The organism is Mycoplana sp. BE70, assembly GCF_031455855.1.
In the GTDB taxonomy this organism is placed as follows: domain Bacteria; phylum Pseudomonadota; class Alphaproteobacteria; order Rhizobiales; family Rhizobiaceae; genus Mycoplana.
Map to the genome: position 1 here is coordinate 251,690 of NZ_JAVDTM010000007.1, position 25,972 is coordinate 277,661.

Below are 25,972 nucleotides of genomic sequence, written 5' to 3' on the forward strand. Positions count from 1 at the left end.
CGGAGCACTTTTGCGTTCAGCAAAGACCCTATAATATGCATTCCGACACTGCGGATGCCGTCGCGGCAAGGGAGCTTATCATGGAGTGGAAGGGCCGCCGTCAGTCCAGCAACGTTGAGGATCAGCGCGACAGCGACGGGGCTGGCGGCAGTCCGTTCGGCCGCGGCGGTGGGTTCCGTATCCCCATGGGCGGGGGTGGCCGCACCGGTGGGGGGCTCAGCTTCGGCACCATCATCTTCCTCGTCGCGCTGTATTTCCTTCTCCGGATGATGGGAGTGGATCTCCTGCAGGTGCTGGGCGAGGGTGGCGGCGGACAGGTGAACCTGCCGGGCTTCGAGCAGACCGAGAGCGCCAGCCGCGCCAATTCGCCCGCGCAGGAGGAAACGAAGCAGTTCATGGCGACCGTGCTCGCCGAGACGGAGGATGTCTGGAACGGCATCTTCCAGGCGAGCGGCGCACAGTACGAGGAGCCGAAACTCGTGCTCTTTTCGAATTCGATCCAGTCGGCCTGTGGCTTTGCCTCGGCTGCGACCGGACCGTTCTATTGCCCGGGCGATCACAAGGTCTATCTCGATATGGCCTTCTTCGATGAACTGGCCAAGCGCTTCGATGCCGCCGGCGACTTCGCCCAGGCCTATGTCGTCGCCCACGAGGTCGGTCACCACGTCCAGAACCTCACCGGCGTGCTGCCGAAGTTCAACCGCGCGCGCCAGCAGATGAGCGAGGCCGACGCCAACCAGATGTCGATCCGGGTCGAACTGCAGGCCGATTGCTATGCCGGTATCTGGGGCAAGTACACCGAACAGAAGGGGCTGCTCGATACCGGGGATCTCGCGGAGGCTCTGAACGCTGCCGTCCAGATCGGCGACGACACCATCCAGAGGCGCACGCAGGGCTACGTGGTGCCGGAAAGCTTCAACCACGGCACCTCCGAGCAGCGCCAGCGCTGGTTCAAGCGAGGCTTCGACACCGGCCGCGTGCAGGACTGCGACACATTTCAGGCTGCAAACCCCTAGTCCGACGCTTTGATGGTTTGTGGCGTGGGCGAGCGGCGACGTGAGGTACCGTCTTCGTCATCGTCAATTCGCAATATTCACGTATTGGTTCATGCCGGCTTCTGTTTTAGAACGCAGGCTTCCGTTTCTTCGCGCGCTTTTCCGCCGGGATACCTCCGATGAAAGATGAAAAATCCGTCCGACGAGGCCTCGCCCTCGTTTTCATGATCATGTTCCTCGATGTGATCGGCATTGCCATCATCGTGCCGGTGCTGCCGACCTATCTGGAGCAACTGACCGGCGACGACATCGGCACGGCGGCGGTCGACGGTGGATGGTTGCTGCTCGTCTATTCGGCCATGCAGTTCCTGTTCGCGCCTTTGATCGGCAACCTCTCCGACCGATTCGGGCGGCGGCCTGTCTTGCTCGTTTCGGTATTCACCTTCGCCATCGACAACCTCATCTGCGCGCTTGCCACCAGCTTCTGGATGTTGTTCGTCGGCCGCGTGCTGGCCGGCATCAGCGGCGCGAGCTTCGGCACCGGCGCGGCCTACATCGCCGACGTCAGCACCGACGAAACGCGGGCCAAGAATTTCGGCCTGATCGGCATCGCCTTCGGCACCGGCTTCGCGCTCGGTCCGGTCATCGGTGGCTTCCTTGGCGAGTTCGGCCCGCGGGTGCCCTTTTTCGGTGCCGCCGCACTCGCCTTCCTCAACTTTGCGATCGCCTGGGCCTTGCTGCCGGAAAGCCTGGAAGCGAAGCATCGCCGCCGCTTCGAGTTTGCGCGCGCCAATCCGCTCGGCGCCCTGCAGCAGATGCGCAACTATCCCGGCATCCTCGGGGTGCTGCTGGTCTTCTTCCTCTACTGGCTCGCCCATTCCGTCTATCCCGCCGTATGGGCCTTCGTGGGTGCCTATCGTTACGGCTGGTCGGAGGGGCAGATCGGTCTTTCGCTCGGCATTTTCGGCATCGGTGCCGCCCTCGTCATGGCATTTGTGCTACCGCGCGTCGTGCCGGTGCTCGGCGAGTGGCGCACCGCAGTGCTTGGCCTTTCGTTCTCGGTTCTGGGTCTCGCCGGATACGCCGCCGCCTGGCAGGGCTGGATGGTTTATGCGGTGATCCTGCTGACAACGATCGAGAACTTGGCCGACCCGCCACTGCGTTCGATCGCCGCGGCGAAGGTTCCACCGTCGGCCCAGGGCGAACTGCAGGGGGCGCTTTCGAGCCTCTCGAGCATCACCACGATCGCAGGGGCGTTGATCTTCACCCAGACTTTCGGCTATTTCACGGGACCTGACGCTCCGGTCAGCTTTGCTGGAGCACCCTATGCGCTTGCCGCGGTCATTCTGCTTTCGGGCGTCGCGGTGTTCGTGCTGAAGGTCCGGGGGCAGCCGAGCGAAGGGGCGAAAGCCGCTGAAGTAACCACCTGAGCCGTTTCCGGCGCAGCCTGTTCTTCTCCGAACATTGGAGCAGGCTTGGTGAGTTCCGCTTGAATCTACTGAATTCGATCTCGAAGGAGTGCGCTTTCGCACCCGCTTTCACATTTTTGATCGATGAATAAACGCTAATCGATTGATCGGGCCCCGCCGATGTGATCGGAAGCGACCGAAAGGTAGCAGAATCATGCATACTATCGCAAAACGCGAAGACAATGGCTGGGCGGCCCATATTCGCGCGACGCTCGCCCTCGGTATCCCGCTGATCGGTGCGCAACTGGCGCAGCTCGGTATCCACACGACCGACGTCGTCATTCTCGGGCGGTTGGGTGCTGCCCACCTGGCTGCGATCGTGCTCGCAGGGCAGTTCTACTTCACCATCTTCATCTTCGGCTCGGGTTTCGCGACTGCCGTGATTCCGATGGTTGCGCAGGCCTATGGCCGCGGCGACCTCGTCTCGGTGCGCCGATCGGTGCGCATGGGCATGTGGGTCGTGCTGCTCTACTCGCTGGTGACGGTGCCGATCTTCTCGTATGCCGAACAGATTCTGCTCTACGCCGACCAGAAGCCCGAGGTCGCGGCCCTTGCACACCGGTACCTCACGATCGTCCATTGGGGGCTGCCGCCGGCGTTGCTGTTCATGACCTTGCGCGGGCTGGTCAGCGCGCACGGCAAGGCGGGGATCATCCTATGGATCACGGTCCTTGTCCTCGTCGTCAACGCCATCTTCGCCTATGCACTGGTGCTCGGCCATTTCGGCCTGCCGGCGCTGGGCATGGAGGGGGCGGCGATCGTCTCCTTCGGTGTGAACCTGCTATCGTTCGTGCTGATCCTGGTCTACGTCCAGAGCCGCCCGGAGATGCGCCGTTACGAGCTGTTTGTCCGCTTCTGGCGCCCCGACTGGCCGGCCTTCTTCGAGGTGCTGCATCTCGGCCTGCCGATCGGCCTCACCATCCTGGCCGAGGTGAGCCTGTTCACCGTCGCCTCGCTGCTGATGGGATCGATCGGCACGATCGAACTGGCCGCCCACGGCATCGCCATGCAGCTCACCTCGATCGCCTTCATGTTCCCCTATGGCCTCGCGCAGGCGGCGACGGTTCGCGTCGGCGTGGCGCACGGCAAGGGCGACCATCAAAGCGTCAAGCGGGCCTCGGTGGCGGTGATCGTCGTTGCCTCGCTGATCGCGCTGTCGGGCGGGATCCTCTTCGCGCTCGCGCCGACGGCACTTGCCGGCATCTTCCTCGATCGCCACTCGGCCGAGGCCGCGCAGGTTCTCGCCTATGCCGGACCGCTCGTCGTCATCGCCGGCATCTTCCAGCTCGTCGACGGCCTGCAGGCGATCGCCTCCGGCCTGCTGCGCGGATTGAAGGACACGCGGGTGCCGATGATTCTGGCGCTGATCGCCTACTGGCCGATCGGCTTCGCCTGCGCCTGGACCTTCGCCTTCCCGCTCGGTCTCGGCGGCATCGGCGTCTGGCTCGGCTTCCTCTGCGGCCTCGCCGCTGCGGCCATCCTGCTCAACTGGCGCTACTTCCGCATGCTGGCGCGGCAGGGCTGAGGGGCTGGCCCCGCATGCCCGCTGAGCGACGGCCCGTGTCGAAAGGCAAGCTTCTACCCACGTCGCATTGCTGCCAAGAACGAGAAAGGCCCGGAAGCGCAAACGCTTCCGGGCCTTTAAATTTCCTGCGTTGCTGGCGCTTACGCCCGCTCAGGGATCGCCTCTTCACCCTTCTTCTCGCGCACCAGGTTGAGGAAGCGGCGGAACAGGTAATGGCTGTCCTGCGGGCCGGGCGAGGCTTCCGGGTGATGCTGCACCGAGAAGACCGGCTTTCCGCTCAGCCGCAGGCCGCAGTTGGTGCCGTCGAAGAGGGAAACGTGTGTTTCCTCGACGCCCTCAGGCAGCGAGTCGGAGGAAACCGCAAAGCCGTGGTTCATCGACACGATCTCGACCTTGCCGGTGGTGTGGTCCTTGACCGGGTGGTTCGCGCCGTGGTGGCCCTGGTGCATCTTCTCGGTCTTGGCGCCAAGCGCAAGGCCGAGCATCTGGTGACCGAGGCAGATGCCGAACATGGGAATGCCAGTCTTGATCAGGTCCCGGATCACCGGAACCGCATACTCGCCGGTCGCGGCCGGATCGCCGGGGCCATTGGAGAGGAAGATGCCGTCCGGCTTCTGTGCCAGCACCTCTTCGCTGGAGGAGGTGGCCGGCATCACCGTGACCTTGCAGCCGAGGCCGGCGAACAGGCGCAGGATATTGCGCTTCACGCCGAAGTCGAGCGCGACGATATTGTAATCGGCATCACCCTCTGCAAGCTCGTCGAAACCTTCGTTCCAGACCCAGGGCGCTTCACTCCAGCGCGACGACTGGCCGGAGGAGGCAATCTTGGCGAGATCCAGGCCGACGAGCCCGCTCCAGGCCTTGGCCTCGGCAATCAGCGCCTCGATGTCGAAGACGCCGGCCGGGTCGTGGGCGATGACGGCGTTCGGTGCGCCGTTTTCGCGGATCCAGGCGGTCAGCGCGCGCGTGTCGATGCCGCACAGCCCGATGATGCCGCGCGCCTTCAGCCAGGCGTCGAGGTGCTTTACGGCCCGGTAGTTCGAGGGATCGGTGATGTCGGCCTTGAAGATCACGCCGACCGCGCCGTGGCGCGCCGCAGGCGTCAGGTCTTCGATGTCCTCGTCGTTGGTTCCGACATTGCCGATGTGGGGGAAGGTGAAGGTGACGATCTGGCCGAGATAGGAGGGATCGGTGAGGATCTCCTCGTAGCCAGTCAGCGCCGTGTTGAAGCAGACCTCGGCCTGGACCTTGCCGGTCGCGCCGATGCCCTTGCCTTCGATCACGGTACCATCGGCGAGAACGAGCAGGGCTGTCGGCTTTTCGGTGGTCCAGGGGGCGGTTGAGGTCATGGTCATCCCTTTTCGGGCGGGCGGACCGGTCTGCCTTGAAAGGCGTTGGGTCAGCCGCCATTTAATGTCGCAAGCGTGGGCGCGCGGAAGTTCCGCGGAAGGGCCACCACATGCAAATTTCGTGCAGGTGCCGGAAAATAGACAAAGCGGGCGGCGGGGTCAACCGCTCCCTGTGAATTGGTTGGAAATATAAGTCCAGCAAATTCAATGCCTTAGGCAACGGGTTTGATTGTCTAGGCATTGCTGGTCTATGAGAGCGCACGAATGACAAGACCAACAGGACGGAATCCGACCCGCCATGACCGGCTGCGGGCGCGGACGTGCAGCGGAGAAAAAAATGCGCGAGCAATTCGCAGAATGCCTCAAGGATGCGCTGAAAGCCAAGGAAACGCGCCGCGTTTCGACGGTGCGCCTGATCCAGGCGGCGATCAAGGACCGGGACATCGCCAACCGCGGCGCCGGCAAGGATCCGGTCGACGACGACGGGATCAAGCAGATACTGTCGAAGATGATCAAGCAGCGCGAGGAGTCTGCGAAGATCTATGAAGACAACGGCCGCCCTGAACTCGCCGCTCAGGAGCGGGAAGAAATCGCCGTCATCAACGGTTTCCTGCCCGAGCAGATCTCGGAGGAAAAGGTGAAGGAACTCTGCGCACAGGTCATCAGCGAGACCGGCGCACAGGGCTTGCGCGACATGGGCAAGTGCATGGGCGTCTTGAAAGAGCGCTATCCCGGGCAGATGGATTTCGCCAAGGCTTCGGGTGTGGTGAAGGAACTGCTGAAGTAGCAGTTTTCCCCGTCCGCCTGGACCAAGTCTTGCGTGGCGTTGTCAGAACAAACTAATCTTCGGCCGGCCGCTCTCCAGGGGGCGGCCGGTTTTTTTGGCTGCGCCGGTCACGCCCGCGACGGTTGGATCGGTGCGGCCGCGACCCCGTCGATGACCTCATGGAAAGCCATGTCGACGATTGCGTACTTTTCCGCTTGATACCGCAGATACTCCAGCAACAGTCGCCGCGACACCCAGACGGCACTTTGCCCGCGCCCCGCGTTCCAGCCGAAGTCGCCCATTTCGGCGGCCTTGTCGAACAGCCGCTTCACATGGGTCCGGGAAATGTTGAAACGGCGCGAAACATCGTTGAGCGAGACGGTGCCGGCGGGGAGGCGTTCCCCCGCCGATCCGTCGACTTTGCCGCCGGTCTCGATCGATGCGATCAGCTGGTCCATCACCATCCCGCCGGCGTTGGTCCAGGTGAACAGGTCGAAGGCGGGGCCCTGGCTGCGGACTCCGCGTGCTAGCAGCAGTTGCCCAGCCACCCTCGGCTGCAGGCGGCGGATCATAGCTGGATCGGAACGGAAGCTCTCGGCGCGATTTCCCCCGTCGAGCCCGTCGAGCAGCGACAGGTGCAACTCGAGCCAGTGCGACATCGACCGATGCGTGACCTCGGTCAGTTGCAGCAACCGCTTGCGGCGATCGCCATGCTGCTCGACGGCGTGCGCGAAGCCGATGTCGACGATCTCTTTGATAAAATCGGCCGCCGTGTTGCGGCTTGCCACGTTGTTTTCCGTCAGCAGATCGATGAAGCGTGCCGCATAGAGACTGTTTGCAGGCTGATCCCCGTCGCTCGTGCAGGCGAGGGCGTAGCCCGCGTGGCACATCAGCCAGCGCTGCTGCGAAGAGAACAAGGCGCCGACGCGCGGGTCCTCGTCATGGAGCCGCAGGAGTGCCTGCGCCCCTTGCTGGACGGCAAGGAAAAAACGTGGATCGGCGACGAGAGCCGGAGGAGGGATCGGCATAGCGGTCCTGAACTGGAAGGCTGTCTTCCTCATCGCCCGGTTGTGGCGCCTCTGTCAATTCGGCTGACGGCGATTGCCTCTGCACATCTTCTGTCGCGCACTGTTTCCCGCCGAGAACTTGTCCTATTGTTGCCTCCGCATTCTTCCCACTGTAGAGGCTGGCTCCCACCCGGCGGCGACGGAGACAACGTTTCATCATGCGCTTTTCCCCTTCCTTCCTCGATGAGCTTCGCGATCGCGTGCCGATATCGGCCGTGGTTGGTCGGCGCGTCACCTGGGACCGGAAGAAGACCAATGTCTCGCGCGGTGATTACTGGGCATGCTGCCCGTTCCATGGCGAGAAATCGCCGAGCTTTCACTGCGAGGATCGCAAGGGGCGCTACCACTGCTTCGGCTGCGGCGTGTCCGGCGATCACTTCCGCTTCCTCTCCGAGCTAGATGGCCTGAGCTTTCCGGAAGCGGTGCAGCAGATCGCCGATCTGGCCGGCGTGTCGATGCCCCAGCCCGATGCGCAGTCAGAACGGCGTGAACGGGAGCGCACCTCGCTTCTCGACGTCATGGAGATGGCGACGGTCTATTTCCAGGAGCAGTTGCAGTCGGCCGCCGGCGCGCGTGCCCGGGCCTACCTGCGCGACCGCGGCTTGAGCGGGCGGACGATCGAGACCTTCCGGCTCGGTTACGCGACCGATGGCCGCAACGCGCTGAAGGAGCATCTGGCTGGCAGGGGCGTGCCGAAGGAACAGACCGAGGCCTGCGGTCTCGTTGTTCACGGCCCGGAGATCCCCGTCTCCTACGACCGCTTCCGCGACCGCATCATGTTTCCGATCCTGTCGTCGCGCGAAAAGGTGATCGCGTTCGGCGGCCGCGCCATGTCGCCGGATGCCCCGGCGAAATACCTGAACTCGAACGAGACCGAGCTCTTCCACAAGGGCAACGTGCTCTACAACTTCGCCCGCGCCCGCAGGGCGGCGCAAGGAACAGGGACGATCATCGCCGTCGAGGGCTATATGGACGTGATCGCCCTGCATCAGGCCGGCATTGAAAATGCGGTGGCGCCACTCGGCACCGCGCTGACCGAGAACCAGCTGGAATTGCTCTGGAAGATGACGCCGCAGCCAGTGCTCTGCTTCGACGGCGACGGGGCAGGTGTCCGCGCTGCCAACCGCGCCGCCGAACTGGCGTTGCCCCACATCAAGCCTGGCCGCACCGTGCGCTTCGCACTTCTACCCGAAGGCAAGGATCCCGACGACCTCGTGCGCCACGAGGGGCGCGAGCCTTTCGACACGGTCCTCGCCTCCGCCAGGCCGCTGGCCGAGATGATCTGGACCCGCGAGGCCGCTGGCGGCAGCTACGAAACGCCGGAAAGCCGCGCCGAGCTGGAGGCGAGGTTGAAGCAACTCGTCTCGGTAATCGCCGACGAGAACGTGCGCCGCCACTATCAGCAGGACATGCGCGACCGGCTGAACGCCTTCTTCCAGCCCGCGATGCGCCAGGGCGGCGAGCGGCGCGGCTTTGGTGGCCGCCAGCAGCGCCGCGAGGGCGGACGCGGTGCGGTCGGAACGCAATCCTCCACGCCCGCGACGATCTCCGACCGGCTGGCGCGCTCGACACTGGTGCGCGGCGCCCAGGAGCTTCCTGCCTTGCGGGAAAGCGTTCTGGCGCTGACGATCGTCAACCATCCTCAACTGCTGTTCGAGGAATATGACGAGGTCGCAGCGATCGAATTCGACAATCGCGATCTGCAGCGGTGCTGGTCTGAGGTGCTTGGCATCGCCGCCTCGGCGGGCTACCGCCTGACGCGCGACCGACTGGTCGAGGAACTGGAGGCGGCGGACTTCGGCTCGATGCTGAAGGCGCTCGACCAGCAGATCCGCAATTCCCGCCTGTGGACCGCCACGGAGGAGGCAGCACCCACCGACGCCCGCGAGGGCTACCTTCAGGCGCTGGCATTGCACAAGCGCACCCGCGCGCTGCTCTGGCAGCGCCGCGAACTGGAGCGCGAACTGGCGGAAGCTACCGAAGAGGGGGACGGCGAGCGCGTGCCGCAGATCCTGCGCGCGCTGCAGGAGGTGCAGATGGAAACCAAGCGCCTGGAAAACCAGGAAGCCATCATCGACGGCTTCGGCGTCATGTCCGGCCGCGTGAAGGGGCCGGCAAAAGGGTAGGGCTCACGGCAGTGGCGTTGCGCCAAAGGAAAGCAAGCCGCACTGCCGCAAGCCAGATCCCAGCGCACAACAGCCATCTGTCGCCATATCCAGTTGCTCGCTCGCCAGGCCAGCGTTTTTGTTAGCATCCAAACGACCGCTGCGAGTCCAACAGCGCTCATTGCGTGCAAAAATGGGCAAGCTACGGCACGGTTCAATCCTGACGCATCACATCTGTCGTAACACGAGTGTTTTCGCGAGCTTGTGCAACGGTATCGTGCTATTATTACGGCTTCCAAACTGCGTTACTTGTGGCAAGAGTTGTTCTTGTCATCTCATGTTGCATCACTCTCCGAAGCGAATCCCAATACGCGCAACCACTTGCCCAAGCCGGGCGAGTTCTTTTATGGAGAACGACCATGAAGCGCCTCTTTTCAATAGCACTCGCAGTTGCAGGTATCGGTCTTTCTGGCCAGTTGCTGGCCGCGGAAGTGGATATGTCCAAGCTCACCTGCAAGGAGGTTGGCGCAATGCCTGCCGCCAGGACTCTTGGCGTTGCCATGTGGGTGAATGGCTATGTTCACGGCAAAGCGGGCAATCCCATGATTGATGGTGAAAAGGCGCATGCCAACGCAGAGAAGGTCGTCGCCTACTGCAAGGAAAACCCCGGTACCACGCTGGCAGACGCGATAGAGGCGATCGCCAAGGGGTAACGCAAGCCGCGAGGCACCGTCTTCGCTAATCTATCTTGGCATAAGCGGGCGATGACCGGATCTCATTCTCTTTCCCGAGAGATGTCAGCCGCACAATGAAAAGCTGAAAACGCCATTGTCGATCTCCATCGCTACCCGCCCCCGGATGACCTTCCGGGGGCGATGTTAGGAAACGACCTGATCGCTACCCGGTTCTCCACCGGTATCGCCATCACTGGCCTCCGCCGTCCAGCGCCGCCCGCAATCCGGACCCAATCAAGCCCGCCGGCAACCCGCCTTCGCCTAGGACGCGTCGGTGGTGAACTTGTGTACCGTCGTCGACTTCAGCGTCTCGCCCGGTTTCAGCACGGTCGTCGGAAAGTCGGGCTTGTTTGGCGAATCCGGGAAGTGCTGGGTCTCGAGGCAGAAGCCGTCGGTCTGGCGGTATTGCTGGCCGGTCGGGCCGACAAGCGTCGAATCGAGGAAATTGCCGCTGTAGAACTGGACGCCCGGCTCGGTGGTCGAGATCTCCATGATGCGGCCCGAGCGCGGCTCGTAGACGCGGGCGGCGAGCGAAAGCCCATCACCCGACCGGTTCAGCACGAAGTTGTGGTCATATCCGCGGCCATAGACCATCTGCGGGGCGCTTGAGCGGATGCGTGCGCCGATTGGTGCGCCCTGGCGGAAGTCGAACGGCGTGCCGGCCACGGAGGCAAGTTCCCCGGTCGGGATCAATGTCGCATCGACCGGCGTGTAGCGATCGGCGTTGATCGTCAGGATGTGGTCGCCGATCCCGCCCGTGCCTTCTCCGGCGAGATTGAAGTAGGAGTGGCTGGTGAGATTGGCGACGGTCGGCTTGTCCGTCGTCGCCTCGTAGTCGATCCGCAGCTCGTTGTCGTTGGTTAGGGTATAGACGACCTGGACCTTGAGCGTGCCGGGGTAGCCTTCCTCGCCATCCTTGCTCGTGTAGCTGAGCTTTGCTGCGGCCCCGTTCGCTTCGGTCTGCGGCTCGACTGTCCAGACGACCTTGTCGAAGCCTTTCTTGCCGCCATGCAGGCTGTTGGGCCCGTTGTTGGCGGCGAGCTGGTGCTCCGTGCCGTCGAGCGTGAATCTCGCGCCGCCGACGCGGTTTCCGTAGCGCCCGATCAAGGCGCCGAAATAGGGGTTCTTGGCTTCGTAGTCGGCCAGGTCCTTGAAGCCGAGCACGACGTTGCCAAGCCTTCCCCACCGGTCGGGCACGTTGATTTCCGTGATGATGCCGCCATAGGTGATGAACTTGACGGATGCGCCCTTGTCGTTGGTGAGCGTGTAGAGTTCGACGGCCTTGCCGTCCTGGGTGTTTCCGAATGTGGTCTTGTCCACGGAACCGGCTCCGGCGCTCGTTCCCGTCAGCAGCACACTCATGGTGAGCACGGCCGCGCCGAAAACTGGTTTATGCCACGCATGCGATGTGTTGGGATCGACCTGCGTCATGGTTTCCTCCCTCGCTAGAGCATGTTTCCCGAAAGTGGAAACCAAATTCGGGAGAGAGACATGCGTGAATAGAAGAATTGCAGCGCAAAGAGTGAATTTCTGAATCGCGATGCGCTTTAGGTCTCTTCCCATCGGCTTCGCACCAGCCGCGGGGAACGAAATTCTAAACTCATCCGCGCACAAGGGTAAGCGCGTCATGGTAGAAGGTTGTACAACAAAACCGGGCAAAAGGGCGTGCGCGAGTTCAGCGACGGATACTGCTCCTTCAAGCTGGATACGCGCCCTGAGGCGGAAGAGCAGAGTGACCCGTCGCCTGGTTGCGTGTAGACTTGAAGGCCCACGGGGACTCCGACCGGGTATGAGGTGAGTTTCTCTTTCTGAGTGAATGGCAACTCTTCATACTACCGCCTGCTGGGAATCGGACGAACGGTTTCAGAACGACATTGACCGAAAGGAACAGGCAATGGCGAAGAACACGATTTGCCTCTGGTTCGAAAAGGACGCCGAGGCCGCCGCTCGCTTCTACTGCGGGATCTTTCCTGACAGCAGGATGGGGGCCGTGTTCCGCGCGCCCAGCGACTACCCATCCGGCAAGGAGGGCGACGTTCTGACGGTCGAATTCACCGTTGCGGGCGTTCCCTGTCTCGGCCTGAACGGAGGGCCCGTATTCACGCACAACGAAGCCTTCTCGTTCCAGATCGCCACCGACGATCAGGAGGAAACCGACCGCTACTGGAATGCGATCGTCGGCAATGGCGGCCAGGAGAGCGCGTGTGGCTGGTGCAAAGACAAATGGGGGATTTCCTGGCAGATCACGCCGCGCGTCTTGACTGACGCGCTGGCGATCGGCGGCGCCGAAGCAAAGCGCGCCTTTGATGCCATGATGACGATGGGAAAAATCGACGTTGCGGCGATCGAGGCGGCGCGGCGCGGTTGAGGCGCCATCGCGTCTTGCGATCTAGGTCCTGAGCCTAAATTGCTGCCCGAGCGGTTTTTAACCGGATCGGGTAGTCTATGACGCTTCCGAGTTCGGTCATCACCTCTTGCGCCACTGCGCAGTCTGACGATGATGCGCGGGCGATTCCCCGAAAGAGACCGATGCCGCACGACAGACCCGACCCGCCATTCTCCACCGACCGGCTCTTTGCCGCCGCCCGCACGCCGCTCGACGTGCTTAAGCGCGTCTACGGCTACGACGCCTTCCGCGGCAAGCAGCAGGCGGTCATCGAGCATGTGACGGCCGGCGGCGACGCCGTCGTGCTCTTTCCGACCGGGGCGGGCAAGTCGCTGTGCTTCCAGATCCCGGCCCTCTGCCGTGACGGTGTCGGCATCGTCGTCTCGCCGCTGATCGCGCTCATGCGCGACCAGGTGGAGGCGCTGAAGCAGCTTGGCGTGCGCGCCGCCGCGCTGAATTCGTCGCTGTCGCGTGAGGAGGCGGTCGCCGTCATGCGGGCGGTTCGGGCCGGCGAGATCGACCTTTTGTACGTCACACCCGAGCGCATCCTCACCGAGGGCTTCGCCGATCTGATCAGCCAGTCCCGCATCGCGATTTTCGCCATCGACGAGGCGCATTGCGTCTCGCAATGGGGTCACGATTTCCGCCCCGAGTACCGTGCACTCGACTGCCTCGCCGAGCGCTACCCCGGTGTGCCGCGCATCGCGCTGACAGCCACCGCCGATCCGCACACGCGCGAGGACATCGTCGAACGGCTGTCGCTTGGGAAGGCGCGGGTGTTCACCACCTCCTTCGACCGGCCGAACATTTCCTACGACATCGTCGAGCGCGACCAGCCGCGCCAGCAACTGCTGCGCTTCCTTTCCCGCCACAAGGATGCCAGCGGCATCGTCTATTGTCTGTCGCGGGCGAAGGTCGAGGACACCGCCGAGTGGCTGGATAAGCAGGGGATCCGGGCGCTGCCCTATCACGCCGGTCTCGACCGTACCATTCGCGATGCGCATCAGGATGCGTTCCTGAAGGAGGAAAACCTCTGTCTCGTCGCCACGGTCGCCTTCGGCATGGGCATCGACAAGCCGGACGTGCGCTATGTCGCCCACCTCGACCTGCCGGGCTCGGTCGAGGCCTATTACCAGGAGACCGGCCGCGCCGGCCGCGATGGCCAGCCGTCCGAGGTCTGGATGGCCTACGGCATGGCCGACGTGATGCAGCGCCGTCGGATGATCGATGAAGGGGACGCTGCTGAGGAGATCAAGCGCGTCGAGCGCGCCAAGCTGAACGCGCTGCTCGCCATCTGCGAGACCGCCTCCTGCCGACGACAGGCGATCCTCGCCCATTTCGGCGAGGCCCATGGTGGCGGCTGCGGCAACTGCGACACCTGCCGCAATCCGGTCGAGACCTGGGACGGCATGGAGGCAGCGATCACGGCGCTCGCCGCCGTCTACCGCACCGGCGAGCGGTTCGGCACCGGCCACGTCATCGACGTGCTGATGGGCACCGTCAACGAGAAGACTGAACGCTTCGGTCACGTCGACATGCCCGTGTTCGGGGCCGGCAAGGACCTTCCGGCCCGCACCTGGCAGTCGGTGTTCCGCCAGTTGCTCGCCATGGGTCTGATCCGCGTCGACCACACGGCATTCGGCGCGATGAAGCTGGAGCCCGAGGCCCGCGCCGTCTTCCGCCGCGAGCGCGAGGTGCGGTTCCGTAAGGACGGGCCGGTTTCGGCGAAGGCGGCGAGGGGCCAAAAATCGGCCTCCGCCCGCGAACGCGCCGACCTCGCCGGCTCCGACCTTGAACTGTTCGAGAAACTGCGCGCGGAGCGCCTGTCGATCGCCAAGGAGCTCGACGTGCCGCCCTATGTCGTTTTCCCCGACGCCACGTTGATCGCGCTCGCCAAGGAGCGGCCAGGCGATTGGGACGAACTGCTCGACATCCCCGGAATCGGCCAGAGCAAGCGCGAACGTTTCGGGAAGGCGTTTTTGCGGGTGATCGAGGATTATGTCGACTCACCGCTTCCTTGAGGGGGCCGAGGGTCGCCGCATGTTTGGGGACAATTGCGGAATTATGTAGCTAAACCAACGGCAACTTTTGGCCCATTCTAGCCGCAGACCCAGACTTCTCTCCAACGCCATCCATAGTACGTCAGCACCTGATGGGGCTGCCAGCAGGAACCGTATGGCAGGTAGGCGTAAGGGGCGAAGCCGTCGTCGAAGAAATCTTCGTCGTCGTGATCATGGAAGTGACGATGGAAATCTCTGTCGTGGAACCGTCCGAAATCCCCGCCTCGGAACCGTTCGCCACCACCACCGTGGAAGTCGCGAGGGCCTCCGCCTTGGAATCCGCCGCCGCCGTGCATTGCCGCCATCCCGGGCGCGACGCCCGCGCCTAGGGCGACAGAAGCGACTAGTGCGAAAAGAGCTTTGCGCAACATGTCAGTCTCTCCTCGATGTTGACTCGACGGGAGGCAGCTATCGGTGACTGACTACGTTTGGCGAGCCGCAGTTCTCGCATTCGTGGAATCATCTGCAGCTTGGGATTGGCGATGCCGTTCATTTTCGAGCCCGCCTCCACGCTTCTTACTTTAGGCTTTACTACTTCAATATGCAATTTGCCGCTTGGAATGGTAGCGCGATCGTTACCGAAGGAGCTCGGTTCGGGCCGAGCCTGCCCGCTCACCTGCATGAAAGGCGGCGACCGCTTTGGCCCAAAGCGGACTTCGCCCTGCACGGGCGCCCCGCGGGAGAAACGTGGTGGGCCTGACCCGGGGAAATGCGGCAAAACTACACGCTTGCCGGGCTGTATCCGGATGGCCGGCGTGCTAGAACGCCATGATCCTGCGTCCTCTAGGAGACTTGGCCGATGACCACCGCGTTCCTCTCTCACCTGCGCGCTGAACTCGAAGGGCTGAAGGCCGCCGGCCTCTACAAGTCCGAGCGGGTCATTACCTCCAAGCAGGCGGGAACGATCGAGGTCGCCTCCGGGGCGCGCGTGCTGAACTTCTGCGCCAACAACTATCTCGGTCTCGCCGACAGCGAGGAACTGGCGGACGCCGCGAAGAAGGCGCTCGACCGCTATGGCTACGGCATGGCCTCGGTGCGCTTCATCTGCGGCACGCAGGAGGAGCACAAGCAACTTGAGGCGAAGATCTCGTCCTTCCTCGGCATGGAGGACACGATCCTCTATTCCTCCTGCTTCGACGCCAACGGTGGGCTGTTCGAGACGCTGCTGTCGGAAGAGGACGCGATCATCTCGGACGCCCTGAACCATGCCTCGATCATCGATGGCGTGCGCCTCTCCAAGGCCAAGCGCTTTCGCTACGCCAACAACGACATGGCAGCGCTCGAGGAGGAGTTGAAGAAGGCCGAGGGCAGCCGCTTCAAGCTGATCGCCACCGACGGCGTCTTCTCCATGGACGGCATCATTGCCAACCTGCAGGGCGTCTGCGACCTCGCCGAAAAATACGGCGCCATGGTCATGGTTGACGACAGCCACGCCGTCGGCTTCGTCGGCAAACACGGCCGCGGCTCGGCCGAGCATTGCGGCGTCGAGGGCCGCATCGACATCATCACCGGCACGCTCGGTAAGGCGCTCGGCGGCGCCTCTGGCGGCTACACGTCCGCAAAAGCCGAAGTGGTCGAGTGGCTGCGCCAGCGCTCGCGCCCCTACCTGTTTTCCAACACGCTGGCGCCGGTCATCGCCGCCGCCTCGCTTAAAGTTTTCGACCTGATCGAAAACGGCAATGCCCTGCGTGCCCGCCTCTATGCGAACGCCGATCTCTTCCGTGCCGAGATGACGAAGCTCGGCTTCACGCTGGCCGGCGAGGGGCATCCGATCATTCCGGTGATGCTGGGCGATGCGGCGCTGGCGCAGGAGATGGCGGCAAAAATGCTGGAGAAGGGCGTCTACGTGATCGGCTTTTCCTTCCCCGTCGTGCCGAAGGGCCAGGCCCGCATCCGCACCCAGATGTCGGCGGCACACAGCGAGGCTGACGTTCGGAAAGCGATATCCGTCTTCGCTGAAGTCGGACGTGAACTCGGCGTCATTTGAAGAGTCTTCTGAATCCTTTGCGGAGATTTCGTCATGTCGAACATGATGCGTGCGCTGGTCAAATCGAAACCCGAGGTCGGTCTGTGGATGGAGAATGTGCCGGTGCCGGAACCCGGCCCGAATGACGTGCTGATCCGCGTGAAGAAGTCCGCCATCTGCGGCACCGACGTGCACATCTGGAACTGGGACCACTGGGCGCAGAAGACCATTCCGGTGCCGATGGTCGTCGGCCACGAGTTCGTCGGCGAGATTGCCGAGATCGGTTCGGCTGTCACCAAGTATCAGGTCGGCGAGCGGGTCTCCGGCGAGGGCCACATCGTCTGCGGCAAGTGTCGCAATTGCCGCGCCGGGCGCGGTCACCTCTGCCACTACACTAAAGGCGTCGGCGTCAACCGGCCCGGCTCCTTCGCCGAATTCGTCTGTATCCCCGAGCACAACGTCGTGCCGATCCCTGACGACGTTCCGGACGAGGTGGCGGCGATCTTCGATCCGTTCGGCAATGCCGTCCACACCGCACTCTCCTTTGATCTCGTCGGCGAGGACGTGCTCGTCACCGGCGCCGGGCCGATCGGCATCATGGGGGCAATGGTCGCCAAGCGCTCCGGAGCGCGCAAGGTCGTCATCACCGACATCAACCCGGTGCGGCTCGAGCTCGCCCGCAAGGTCGGCATCGATTATGTCGTCGATGCCTCGAAGGAAGACCTGAATGAAGTGATGGCCAAGATCGGCATGACCGAGGGTTTTGACGTCGGGCTGGAAATGTCGGGCGCGCCGCCCGCCTTCCGCTCGATGATCGATGCGATGAACAACGGCGGCAAGATCGCCATCCTCGGCATCGCGCCGGACGGTTTCGGGATCGACTGGAACAAGGTGATCTTCAAGATGCTGACGCTGAAGGGCATCTACGGCCGCGAGATGTTCGAGACCTGGTACAAGATGATTGCCTTCGTTCAGGGCGGGCTGGACCTCTCGCCGATCATCACCCATCGCATCGGCATCGATGAATTCCGCGACGGCTTCGAGGCGATGCGCTCCGGAAACTCCGGTAAGGTGGTGATGGATTGGCACTAGAAAGGGAGATGACGCAAATGAAGTATGAAGGAAGCTGCCACTGCGGCAACGTCGCTTTCGAGGTCGAAGGCGAATTCGACACGGCGATGGACTGCAACTGCTCAATGTGCCGCCGGCGGGGCGGCCTTCTCGCCTTCGTGCCGCGGGACAAGCTGGTGCTGACTGTTCCTGAGGCGAATGTGTCGACCTACCAGTTCAACCGACATGTCATCCGTCACCATTTCTGTGCAGTGTGCGGCATCGCGCCCTATGGCGAGGGAACGGATGGAAAGGGCAACGAGATGGCGGCGGTCAACCTGCGCTGCATCCCGGCAATCGACCTCGATGCACTATCGATCACCAAGGTCGACGGGCGGTCGTTCTGACGTTATGAGGGCGTGCGAATCGCTGATCTCGGGAGCGGTCGAGCGCGGGCCCTTGTCTTTTCCGCGACCATCCCTACATGTTGTGCAGCAATCGCAACCGACGCCTTTGGCCTTGAAGACCCGAATCAAAGGGTTTTCAGGGTTTTTTGGCGGAAGAGCTTGACGGAACCGAAAATTCTGGGAATCACCATTTCTGGCACAGGTGAGATGGGTACGGCGGATCGGGAGTTCATGTCAATCGTGTTGCCGAGGCAGCATGTCCGCGACCTTCGAAGGCAAGGCGTGGTTAATCAGGATTTAAGTTTCATTCCGTTAGGTCAGTGAAACTGGTTGGCACGGCGCCGGCATGTGGGCTGGCGCCTGCGCAGTTCCCAACGGTACGAACCAGATACTCCAGGAAAGCGAAGAATAGATGGCAACCAAGGTCAAAGAAAACGAAGAAGCCGAAACCGAACGCGAAGGTGCTCCGGACGGCCCGCTTCTGGATCTTTCCGATGATGCCGTCAAGAAGATGATCAAGGCCGCCAAGAAGCGCGGCTACGTCACCATGGACGAACTGAACTCGGTGATGCCGTCGGAAGAGGTCACCTCCGAGCAGATCGAGGACACCATGGCGATGCTGTCCGAAATGGGCATCAACGTCATCGAGGACGAGGACGCCGAGGAAGCTCAAGGCGGCGACGACGACAGCGACGACGACAGCGAGAGCGAGGGCGGCGAAATCACGTCTTCGGGCGGCACCGCGCTTGCGACCACCAAGAAGAAGGAGCCGACCGACCGCACGGACGATCCGGTTCGCATGTACCTGCGCGAAATGGGCTCGGTGGAGTTGCTGTCGCGCGAGGGCGAAATCGCCATCGCCAAGCGCATCGAGGCCGGCCGCGAGACGATGATCGCCGGTCTCTGCGAGAGCCCGCTGACCTTCCAGGCGCTGATCATCTGGCGCGACGAGCTGAACGAGGGCCAGACGCTGCTGCGCGAGATCATCGATCTCGAAACGACCTATTCCGGACCGGAGGCCAAGGCTGCGCCGCAGTTCCAGAGCCCGGAAAAGATCGAGGCCGACCGCAAGGCGGCGGAAGAGAAGGAAAAGGCGAAGAAGAGCCGCGCGTCCAGCGACGACGACATCACCAATGTCGGCGGTGACATGCCGGCGCCGGAGGAAGAGGAAGAGGACGACGATGAATCGAACCTCTCGCTCGCCGCCATGGAAGCCGAGCTCCGTCCGCAGGTGATGGAGACGCTCGACACGATTGCCGAGACCTACAAGAAGCTGCGCAAGCTGCAGGACCAGCAGGTGGAAGCCCGCCTTGCCGCCACCGGCACGCTGTCGCCGGCGCAGGAGCGCCGCTACAAGGAGCTGAAGGACGAGCTGATCACGGCGGTGAAGTCGCTGTCGCTGAACCAGAACCGCGTCGACAGCCTCGTCGAGCAGCTCTACGACATCTCCAAGCGGCTGATGCAGAACGAGGGCCGCCTGTTGCGCCTCGCCGAAAGCTATGGCGTCAAGCGCGACTCGTTCCTGGAGCAGTATTCCGGCGCCGAACTCGATCCGAACTGGATGAAGTCGATCGGCAACCTTGCCGCCAAGGGCTGGAAGGAGTTCGCCAAGGCCGAGAACGCGACGATCCGTGACATTCGCCAGGAGATCCAGAATCTCGCGACCGAAACCGGCATCTCGATCGCCGAATTCCGCCGCATCGTTTCGATGGTGCAGAAGGGCGAGCGCGAGGCGCGCATCGCCAAGAAGGAGATGGTGGAAGCCAACCTCCGTCTCGTCATCTCGATCGCCAAGAAGTACACCAATCGCGGCCTGCAGTTCCTCGACCTGATCCAGGAAGGCAACATCGGCCTGATGAAGGCCGTCGACAAGTTCGAGTACCGCCGCGGCTACAAGTTCTCGACCTACGCGACCTGGTGGATCCGGCAGGCGATCACCCGTTCGATCGCCGACCAGGCCCGCACAATCCGCATTCCGGTGCACATGATCGAGACGATCAACAAGATCGTCCGCACCTCGCGGCAGATGCTGCACGAGATCGGCCGCGAGCCGACGCCGGAGGAACTGGCCGAAAAGCTCGCCATGCCGCTCGAAAAGGTCCGCAAGGTCCTGAAGATCGCCAAGGAGCCGATCTCGCTGGAAACGCCGGTCGGTGACGAAGAAGATTCACACCTCGGCGATTTCATCGAGGACAAGAACGCGCTTCTGCCGATCGATGCCGCCATCCAGGCGAACCTGCGCGAAACGACGACCCGCGTGTTGGCCTCGCTGACGCCGCGCGAGGAGCGCGTGCTGCGCATGCGCTTCGGCATCGGCATGAACACCGACCACACGCTCGAAGAGGTTGGCCAGCAGTTCTCGGTCACCCGCGAACGCATTCGCCAGATCGAGGCGAAGGCGCTGCGCAAGCTCAAGCATCCGAGCCGCTCGCGCAAGCTCAGAAGCTTCCTCGACAGCTGATCGAAGCGCAGCGACAGATATCGCACATTGCAAAAGCCGGAACCTTGCGTCCGGCTTTTCTGCTTTTGCCAGCCCCGCTGGAGCTGGCACCGCTGCCATTACGCCGCCGGCGCTCGCGTCCAAGACGCACTTCTGCGCCTGCCGAATTTGAGAGCATGCAGCGTTGTGTGCCACCCGTATTCTGCTATGGTTAGCGCGCGGCACCGCCTGTGGTAGCATCTGCGGGCGCAACAGAGAGCACTCTCTTTACCTGCTCACCGGCCTTAATGCCGCCAGCCGGATATAGGAAAACTAAGCGTCCTCAGTGGCGCTGACAGCGTCTAGCATTTCGCATCTCGCATCTCGCATCCTTCAATTCAACAGCTCTTCAAGCCAATCCGGATCGAAGGGGTTGGCCGCCAACCTGGAGGTTACCATGGATGTTTCTCGTCGTGCGTTGTCGATCGGTGGACTTGGTTTGCTTGCGGCAAGCGCATTGTCACCCGCGCGGGCAATGGATCTCCCAATCGCCGACCCCTTCGACGGGACAAGCGACTTCTGGACTGCTGTCGAGGCCTATATTTACGGCTACCCGCTTGTCACAATGGAAATGACGCGGCGGGTCGTAACCAACGTTGAAAAGCCCGAGGGCACCAAGGCGCCGATGGGACATCTCATCAAGCTGAGGGAATATCCCAACGCCTCCTTCACCGACGTCACGGCGCCGAACGCCGACACGCTCTATACGACGGCCTTCGTCGATGTCGGCAAGGAGCCGTGGATCCTGTCGATTCCGGAGATGAAGGATCGTTACTTCCTGTTTCCGATGCTCGACGGATGGACGACCGTTTTCCAGGTGCCGGGGAAACGGACGACCGGGGGAGGGGCGCAGACCTATGCGATCACCGGCCCTGGCTGGGAGGGCAAGGTTCCGGATGGCGTTACCGAATACAAGTCGCCGACGAGCCTCGTCTGGATCCTCGGCCGCATCTACTGCACCGGCACACCGGAGGACTACAAGGCGGTGCATGCGGTGCAGGACGAGTGCAAGCTGGTGCCGCTTAGTGCCTACGGTAAGGAATGGACACCGCCGCCCGGCAAGGTCGATCCGAGCATTGATATGAAGACGGCCGTTCGGGAGCAGGTCAACCGCATGGATGCGGTGGAATATTTTACGCTGCTTGCCGAGTTGTTGAAGACCAACCCGCCGACCGCAGCCGATACCGAAATGGTCGAGAAACTGGCCCAGATCGGCATCGTCCCCGGCAAGGATTTCGACAAGAGCAAGCTTGATAGCCGCTTTGCCAAGCGCATTCCCGAGATTGCCTTTGGCCGTACCATGCTGCATTTCAAGTTCAGCGATGGCGACGTCAAGGATATCAATGGCTGGGGCTACACGACCAAGACAGGTGTATATGGAACCGACTACCTGCAGCGGGCTTTGATCACCGCCATCGGCCTCGGCGCCAACCGACCTCAGGATGCGGTCTATCCAACCTCGCTTAAGATGAAGGAGGGCCTTTTGGGGCGCGCTTATGATGGCGCGAACAAATACGTCCTGACTTTCCCTAAGGGGCAGATGCCGCCGGTGCGCGGGTTCTGGTCGCTCACGATGTACAACGACAAATACTTCTTCGTCGATAACCCGATCAATCGCTATTCGATCAGCGCGCGTCAGGACCTCAAGTCCAACCCCGATGGCTCTACCGACATCTACATCCAGCACGAGTCGCCGGGAGCGGACAAGGAATCGAACTGGCTGCCGGCACCGAAGGACAAGTTCCTCCTGATGATGCGGCTTTACTGGCCAGACGACAGCCCGCCTTCGATTCTCGATGGTTCATGGGCGATACCGCCGGTGCGGAAGGCCTGACCGCAGGACACAGATTCGGCAGGGCGGCTCGCCAGCCGCTTGCCGCAACGGTGCCGCGCTGCGGCTGCGCCGGCGGACGATCTGCCCGCCGGCGCATCTTTACCTTGTTTCTGGTGCACCATCGAAATCATCTTACAACCGACGGCTTTCCTCGACAGCCCACGGCATTGGGCGCTATTGAAAACCTGGCCCGGTCAGCCAAAACTGGCTCGCTTGATTTCGGACGATGAAGACGGCTTACGGCAATTGCTCTCAATGATGCGGTGGATGGCAGAAAGGTTACGGCAGCGCCTCGGCCGGGGCGCGATCGCCTCGATCGCGCTCCACCTGCTGATCGCCGCGATCCTTTTCGTCCGATTTCCCCTGCCGGACATGACACCACCGGCCGAGGAAAGCGTCAGCGTCGAACTCGTACCACCGCCCGAGGAGAAGGCCGCGGAGGAGCCGCCGCCCGAGGAAAAGCCGATAGAAGAGGAAAAGTCGGCAGCGCCTCCGGAGCCGCCGCCGCCGCCCGAGCCGCAAGAAGCACAGGCCGCCGAGCTGCCGGCTGACGGGGTGCCCATTCCAGTCCTGCGGCCTGTGCTGGAGTTCGGTGAAAAAGACGCGGGGCCGTCGCCGGCCGAGATGACCGATCTGATGAGGAGGAAGGGCGTGCAGCCGGACGCACCCTCGGTCAATAAGCCGGTCGAGAAGCCCGTCGAGGAGCCAAAGCCTGTCCCCGCGGAACAGGAACCGGAACCAGAGATCTCCGCAGCAGCGCCGGCACAGGACCTGAACTTGCCCGAGAGTGATGCCGCGGACGGCTTTCCGGCTGCACCGGAAGAGGCTGAGCCGGACCTCGGCGTCAAGGCGACAATGCCAGAAGACGCTTCGAAGGCCGATACGGCCGATACCGCCGGGCAACCGGAGGCGCCGGAGCAGATGACCGAGGCGACGCGGTTGTTCTCGCCGTCCGTCACCGATGATCCGATGGCGCAGACGGCGATGGGCGATCTGCCGCGGGACCTGCGCGTGGAACAGTTGTGCAGTACCGAGCTTTACGCGCAGCTCAGGCATGCCTCACCACCCTATCAACCACAGCTGCTTCCATCCTATCGCCTGTCGAAGGGGACCGTTCTCGAGGTGCGTCGTGCCGCCTTTTACGCCAAAAGCCGCTGGTTCGACCTGAGATTTCGTTGCGAGGTCGATGCGGATGCGACACGCGTTATCTCCTTCGCCTTCGCCGTTGGCGACGAAATTCCGAAACGCGAATGGAAAAAGCGGGGCTTTCCGTCGCTGTAGATCAAGCGCAGCCGAGCGTCCGCCTCGACGGCAAATACAACTTCCTTGTCGCCGTTGATCCTCGACAGGCGTATATTCTCGAGACGGGCTGAGGCATTGCCGCAGCGCCTCACGGAGGCGCGAAGGGGAGGTGTGCCATGACCATGTACATCGTTCTCATCAATTGGACGGAGCAGGGCATCAAGAACGTGCGTGAATCGCCGAAGCGGCTCGATGCCGCCAAGAAGGCGCTCGGCGACATGGGCGGCTCGTTCAAGGAATTCTATCTCTGCATGGGCGACTACGACATGGTCGCTGTCTGTGAGGCGCCGGACGATGCGATCGCTGCCCGGTTCTGCCTGACGCTGGGCCAAGGCGGCAACGTGCGCACGAAGACGCTGAAAGCGTTCCCGGAGAAGGCCTATCGCGAACTCATCGCGAGCCTCGGATAAGGAAATTTGGGGGCTTTGACGCGTGGCTGCCCGCCTATAAAAAAAAAGACCGCCGGACGTTGCCGGCGGTCTCGTATTTTCCACTTTGGAAGTGCTGGTCAGCTCGCCATCCGCAAAGGTTGCGCTTGGCTGCCGTCGCCCGTTTGCCCGGTCCTGAAGCCGCGGATCAGGTTCAGCAGGTCGGCCGTGTTGTTGGCGAGAACCTCCGCCGAAGCGGTGGTCTGCTCGGCCATCGCGGCGTTCTGCTGGGTCGCGTCGTCCAGCTGGTTCAGCGTCGAGGAGATGGAACGAAGTGTCGTGTCCTGCTCCTGGGCGCTGTGCGAGATCTTGGAGACAATCTCGTTGGCGCTGGCGATCTGCTGAGAGATGCGCTTGAGCGCATCGCCCGCTTTGCCGACGAGTTGCACGCCCTGATCGACCTGGGAGGACGAACGGGCGATCTGGTCCTTGATCTCCTTTGCGGCGGCGGCCGATCGCTGGGCCAACTCACGGACTTCCTGTGCGACCACCGCAAAACCCTTGCCGCTTTCGCCAGCCCGTGCGGCCTCGACGCCTGCGTTCAGAGCGAGGAGATTGGTCTGGAAGGCGATTTCGTCGATCACCCCAATGATCTTGGAGATTTCCGCCGATGACTGCTCGATGCTGCTCATTGCCTCGATTGCCCGAGTGACGACCGCATCGCTCTCGCGCGCCTCGGTGCTGACCGCGCCGACCTGGCTTGCGGCTTCGCGCGCACCCTCGGCGGTCTGGCGCACGGCAACTGTCAGTTCATCGAGCGCTGCGGATGTCTCCTCGAGGCTGGCGGCCTGGCGCTCGGTTCGCTGAGCCAACGCGTTGGAGGCCCGATGGATCTCCTCCTTGCTGACGCCGATGTCGTTGCTCTTCAGGCTCACGCGGCCGACGGCCTGCTCGAGGCGGGCGATGGCCTCGTCGAAGTTTTCACGAAGAGCCGCGTATTTCGGCCCCAGTTCCCCGCAGCGAACGGTGAGGTCGCCTTCGGCCAGCCGCTGGAGCGCGGTGCCGATGGTGGAAACCACATATGTCTGCTCGTCCGTCTCGGCTTGCTGGCGTGCAGCGTTCTGCTGCCGCTCGCCATCGAGTTCGCGCTGCTGCTCCGCCTGGCGTGCCACCAACGCGTGACGCTCACGGATCTTCTCCTGGAGCGACTTCGTCGCCCTGGCCATCAGCCCGACTTCGCTGCCGAGGTCCGTGTGGGGGATTGCGATTGCCACGTCTTCGTCTGCCACTGCTTCCAACGTCGTGTGAACGGCCGAGAGAGGACGGGAAATACCGCGGACGATGAAGTAGGCCAGTACCAGGGCAGCGATCGTGCCGATCGCGCCAACCACGATCGCTTCGAGGATCGTGCGGATTACGGTGGTGTCAAGATCGTCCATGTAGAGACCGGTCGCGACAACCAGACCCCAGGGCTTGAATTCTAACGCGTAAGCGGTCTTGCGGAAATTATCACCTTCTTTGCCGGGCCTTGGACCGTAGAAGTCGGTTTGACCGCCACCGGCGCGAGCCAGTTTCACCAGTTCGTCGTGGTAGGGCTGACCATAGCTGTCCAACTTGCCCTTGACCGACACACCGACGAGTTTTGGATCGGCGTGGACCAGCATGTTGAGGTCCTGGTCATACGCGAAGAAGTATCCGTCCGGCTCGAAGGCAAGGGCGCCGATTTGGGTCAGCGCCTGCTTCTGCGCCTCCTCGCGGCTCAGTTCACCCGACAGTTCCTTGTCATGGTAGATCTTGAGCAGGGAGGTTGCTGTCTGGACTTCGGTGCGCAGCATTTCGTAGCGCTGCTGATAGATCATCTGCGTCGTTGCATAGATCTGGAAGAAAGTAGCGATGGAGAAGGCAACCAGCAGCCCGCCGATCAGCAGGAAGAGCTGGGTGGATATGCGAAGATTCTTCATTGCAAGTCGCCGAAAACGAGGGCCTGGCCGACAGGCCGATGCCGAAGTCAGGATGTCAGGGGGAGGCGATCGGTGCGTCATGCTCCGACGGTGGTCTAAAATCCTGAATTTAGGGCTGATTGCTTAACCAAGGAATAAAGGGGCGGCAG

General features: G+C 62.6%; 20 protein-coding genes. 16 read left to right on the forward strand and 4 right to left on the reverse strand.

Going from position 1 to position 25,972, the window contains the following annotated elements:
• Nucleotides 1-80: 80 nt before the first annotated feature.
• The 3 genes from J2Y48_RS15135 to J2Y48_RS15145 all read left to right on the forward strand — a co-directional run bounded on the left by J2Y48_RS15135 (nucleotide 81) and on the right by J2Y48_RS15145 (nucleotide 3,989).
• On the forward strand, nucleotides 81-1,016 hold the full coding sequence (locus J2Y48_RS15135) for a neutral zinc metallopeptidase (RefSeq protein WP_310419585.1): 936 nt from the start codon (nucleotides 81-83) through the stop codon (nucleotides 1,014-1,016).
• A 158-nt stretch (nucleotides 1,017-1,174) separates the two neighbouring features.
• Nucleotides 1,175-2,425 (forward strand): TCR/Tet family MFS transporter, encoded by a 1,251-nt coding sequence (locus tag J2Y48_RS15140; RefSeq protein WP_310419587.1) that lies wholly within the window; start codon nucleotides 1,175-1,177, stop codon nucleotides 2,423-2,425.
• Nucleotides 2,426-2,618: 193 nt separating this feature from the next.
• The gene (locus J2Y48_RS15145) at nucleotides 2,619-3,989 is read left to right on the forward strand and encodes an MATE family efflux transporter (RefSeq protein ID WP_310419590.1); all 1,371 of its coding nucleotides are present in this window, start codon (nucleotides 2,619-2,621) and stop codon (nucleotides 3,987-3,989) included.
• A gap of 140 nt (nucleotides 3,990-4,129) precedes the next feature.
• Here the strand turns inward: J2Y48_RS15145 and carA are convergent, their stop codons facing one another.
• The gene (carA, locus tag J2Y48_RS15150) at nucleotides 4,130-5,338 is read right to left on the reverse strand and encodes a glutamine-hydrolyzing carbamoyl-phosphate synthase small subunit (protein ID WP_310419829.1); all 1,209 of its coding nucleotides are present in this window, start codon (nucleotides 5,336-5,338) and stop codon (nucleotides 4,130-4,132) included.
• Between the two features lie 337 nt (nucleotides 5,339-5,675).
• On the opposite strand from carA, the gene J2Y48_RS15155 reads away from it, so the two are divergent.
• Entirely contained in the window at nucleotides 5,676-6,125 is a 450-nt protein-coding gene (locus J2Y48_RS15155; protein ID WP_310419593.1) for a GatB/YqeY domain-containing protein, read from the forward strand.
• Nucleotides 6,126-6,232: 107 nt separating this feature from the next.
• On the opposite strand, the gene J2Y48_RS15160 is transcribed toward J2Y48_RS15155, so the two are convergent.
• Nucleotides 6,233-7,132, reverse strand: a complete 900-nt coding sequence (locus J2Y48_RS15160) for a hypothetical protein (RefSeq protein WP_310419595.1) — start codon at nucleotides 7,130-7,132, stop codon at nucleotides 6,233-6,235.
• A 197-nt stretch (nucleotides 7,133-7,329) separates the two neighbouring features.
• Here J2Y48_RS15160 and dnaG point away from each other — a divergent pair, with 197 nt between their 5' ends.
• Nucleotides 7,330-9,297, forward strand: a complete 1,968-nt coding sequence (gene dnaG / locus J2Y48_RS15165) for a DNA primase (protein WP_310419598.1) — start codon at nucleotides 7,330-7,332, stop codon at nucleotides 9,295-9,297.
• A 398-nt stretch (nucleotides 9,298-9,695) separates the two neighbouring features.
• The gene (locus J2Y48_RS15170; protein ID WP_310419601.1) at nucleotides 9,696-9,989 is read left to right on the forward strand and encodes an HdeA/HdeB family chaperone; all 294 of its coding nucleotides are present in this window, start codon (nucleotides 9,696-9,698) and stop codon (nucleotides 9,987-9,989) included.
• Between the two features lie 282 nt (nucleotides 9,990-10,271).
• Here the strand turns inward: J2Y48_RS15170 and J2Y48_RS15175 are convergent, their stop codons facing one another.
• On the reverse strand, nucleotides 10,272-11,441 hold the full coding sequence (locus tag J2Y48_RS15175; protein ID WP_310419604.1) for an aldose epimerase family protein: 1,170 nt from the start codon (nucleotides 11,439-11,441) through the stop codon (nucleotides 10,272-10,274).
• 463 nt (nucleotides 11,442-11,904) lie between these two features.
• Here J2Y48_RS15175 and J2Y48_RS15180 point away from each other — a divergent pair, with 463 nt between their 5' ends.
• The 10 genes from J2Y48_RS15180 (at nucleotide 11,905) to J2Y48_RS15225 (ending at nucleotide 23,904) form a co-directional block, all read left to right on the forward strand.
• On the forward strand, nucleotides 11,905-12,378 hold the full coding sequence (locus J2Y48_RS15180; RefSeq protein WP_310419608.1) for a VOC family protein: 474 nt from the start codon (nucleotides 11,905-11,907) through the stop codon (nucleotides 12,376-12,378).
• A 161-nt stretch (nucleotides 12,379-12,539) separates the two neighbouring features.
• Nucleotides 12,540-14,417 carry a DNA helicase RecQ gene (recQ, locus tag J2Y48_RS15185; RefSeq protein WP_310419611.1) on the forward strand — a complete coding sequence of 626 codons (1,878 nt, stop codon included), beginning with the start codon at nucleotides 12,540-12,542 and terminating at the stop codon, nucleotides 14,415-14,417.
• 131 nt (nucleotides 14,418-14,548) lie between these two features.
• Entirely contained in the window at nucleotides 14,549-14,785 is a 237-nt protein-coding gene (locus J2Y48_RS15190) for a hypothetical protein (RefSeq protein ID WP_310419614.1), read from the forward strand.
• Between the two features lie 470 nt (nucleotides 14,786-15,255).
• Nucleotides 15,256-16,443 (forward strand): glycine C-acetyltransferase, encoded by a 1,188-nt coding sequence (locus J2Y48_RS15195; RefSeq protein WP_310419617.1) that lies wholly within the window; start codon nucleotides 15,256-15,258, stop codon nucleotides 16,441-16,443.
• A 33-nt stretch (nucleotides 16,444-16,476) separates the two neighbouring features.
• Nucleotides 16,477-17,514 (forward strand): L-threonine 3-dehydrogenase, encoded by a 1,038-nt coding sequence (gene tdh, locus J2Y48_RS15200; RefSeq protein ID WP_310419618.1) that lies wholly within the window; start codon nucleotides 16,477-16,479, stop codon nucleotides 17,512-17,514.
• Between the two features lie 17 nt (nucleotides 17,515-17,531).
• On the forward strand, nucleotides 17,532-17,879 hold the full coding sequence (locus J2Y48_RS15205) for a GFA family protein (RefSeq protein WP_310419621.1): 348 nt from the start codon (nucleotides 17,532-17,534) through the stop codon (nucleotides 17,877-17,879).
• A 412-nt stretch (nucleotides 17,880-18,291) separates the two neighbouring features.
• Nucleotides 18,292-20,340: an RNA polymerase sigma factor RpoD gene (rpoD, locus tag J2Y48_RS15210; RefSeq protein WP_310419624.1), complete on the forward strand. Its 2,049-nt coding sequence runs from the start codon at nucleotides 18,292-18,294 to the stop codon at nucleotides 20,338-20,340.
• A 415-nt stretch (nucleotides 20,341-20,755) separates the two neighbouring features.
• Nucleotides 20,756-22,192, forward strand: a complete 1,437-nt coding sequence (locus J2Y48_RS15215) for a DUF1254 domain-containing protein (RefSeq protein WP_310419626.1) — start codon at nucleotides 20,756-20,758, stop codon at nucleotides 22,190-22,192.
• Between the two features lie 267 nt (nucleotides 22,193-22,459).
• A complete protein-coding gene (locus J2Y48_RS15220) occupies nucleotides 22,460-23,473 on the forward strand; it encodes a DUF930 domain-containing protein (protein WP_310419629.1) in 1,014 nt (337 codons plus the stop codon).
• 137 nt (nucleotides 23,474-23,610) lie between these two features.
• Nucleotides 23,611-23,904, forward strand: coding sequence for a GYD domain-containing protein (locus J2Y48_RS15225; protein WP_310419632.1), 294 nt, complete (start codon nucleotides 23,611-23,613; stop codon nucleotides 23,902-23,904).
• A 98-nt stretch (nucleotides 23,905-24,002) separates the two neighbouring features.
• Here the strand turns inward: J2Y48_RS15225 and J2Y48_RS15230 are convergent, their stop codons facing one another.
• Complete coding sequence (locus tag J2Y48_RS15230) at nucleotides 24,003-25,823, reverse strand: methyl-accepting chemotaxis protein (RefSeq protein ID WP_310419635.1); 1,821 nt, start codon at nucleotides 25,821-25,823, stop codon at nucleotides 24,003-24,005.
• Nucleotides 25,824-25,972: the final 149 nt, after the last annotated feature.

What these genes read in the sequence shown, in the direction of transcription:
- J2Y48_RS15160 (WP_310419595.1), bottom strand. Translation starts at nt 7,132, where the DNA reads ATGCCGATCCCTCCTCCGGCTCTCGTCGCCGATCCACGTTTTTTCCTT.
- J2Y48_RS15135 (WP_310419585.1), top strand. Translation starts at nt 81, where the DNA reads ATGGAGTGGAAGGGCCGCCGTCAGTCCAGCAACGTTGAGGATCAGCGC.
- dnaG (WP_310419598.1), top strand. Translation starts at nt 7,330, where the DNA reads ATGCGCTTTTCCCCTTCCTTCCTCGATGAGCTTCGCGATCGCGTGCCG.
- J2Y48_RS15220 (WP_310419629.1), top strand. Translation starts at nt 22,460, where the DNA reads ATGGCAGAAAGGTTACGGCAGCGCCTCGGCCGGGGCGCGATCGCCTCG.
- J2Y48_RS15180 (WP_310419608.1), top strand. Translation starts at nt 11,905, where the DNA reads ATGGCGAAGAACACGATTTGCCTCTGGTTCGAAAAGGACGCCGAGGCC.
- J2Y48_RS15225 (WP_310419632.1), top strand. Translation starts at nt 23,611, where the DNA reads ATGACCATGTACATCGTTCTCATCAATTGGACGGAGCAGGGCATCAAG.
- J2Y48_RS15230 (WP_310419635.1), bottom strand. Translation starts at nt 25,823, where the DNA reads ATGAAGAATCTTCGCATATCCACCCAGCTCTTCCTGCTGATCGGCGGG.
- J2Y48_RS15155 (WP_310419593.1), top strand. Translation starts at nt 5,676, where the DNA reads ATGCGCGAGCAATTCGCAGAATGCCTCAAGGATGCGCTGAAAGCCAAG.
- J2Y48_RS15140 (WP_310419587.1), top strand. Translation starts at nt 1,175, where the DNA reads ATGAAAGATGAAAAATCCGTCCGACGAGGCCTCGCCCTCGTTTTCATG.
- J2Y48_RS15170 (WP_310419601.1), top strand. Translation starts at nt 9,696, where the DNA reads ATGAAGCGCCTCTTTTCAATAGCACTCGCAGTTGCAGGTATCGGTCTT.
- tdh (WP_310419618.1), top strand. Translation starts at nt 16,477, where the DNA reads ATGTCGAACATGATGCGTGCGCTGGTCAAATCGAAACCCGAGGTCGGT.
- J2Y48_RS15215 (WP_310419626.1), top strand. Translation starts at nt 20,756, where the DNA reads ATGGATGTTTCTCGTCGTGCGTTGTCGATCGGTGGACTTGGTTTGCTT.
- recQ (WP_310419611.1), top strand. Translation starts at nt 12,540, where the DNA reads ATGCCGCACGACAGACCCGACCCGCCATTCTCCACCGACCGGCTCTTT.
- J2Y48_RS15205 (WP_310419621.1), top strand. Translation starts at nt 17,532, where the DNA reads ATGAAGTATGAAGGAAGCTGCCACTGCGGCAACGTCGCTTTCGAGGTC.
- J2Y48_RS15145 (WP_310419590.1), top strand. Translation starts at nt 2,619, where the DNA reads ATGCATACTATCGCAAAACGCGAAGACAATGGCTGGGCGGCCCATATT.
- rpoD (WP_310419624.1), top strand. Translation starts at nt 18,292, where the DNA reads ATGGCAACCAAGGTCAAAGAAAACGAAGAAGCCGAAACCGAACGCGAA.
- J2Y48_RS15190 (WP_310419614.1), top strand. Translation starts at nt 14,549, where the DNA reads ATGGGGCTGCCAGCAGGAACCGTATGGCAGGTAGGCGTAAGGGGCGAA.
- J2Y48_RS15195 (WP_310419617.1), top strand. Translation starts at nt 15,256, where the DNA reads ATGACCACCGCGTTCCTCTCTCACCTGCGCGCTGAACTCGAAGGGCTG.
- J2Y48_RS15175 (WP_310419604.1), bottom strand. Translation starts at nt 11,441, where the DNA reads ATGACGCAGGTCGATCCCAACACATCGCATGCGTGGCATAAACCAGTT.
- carA (WP_310419829.1), bottom strand. Translation starts at nt 5,338, where the DNA reads ATGACCTCAACCGCCCCCTGGACCACCGAAAAGCCGACAGCCCTGCTC.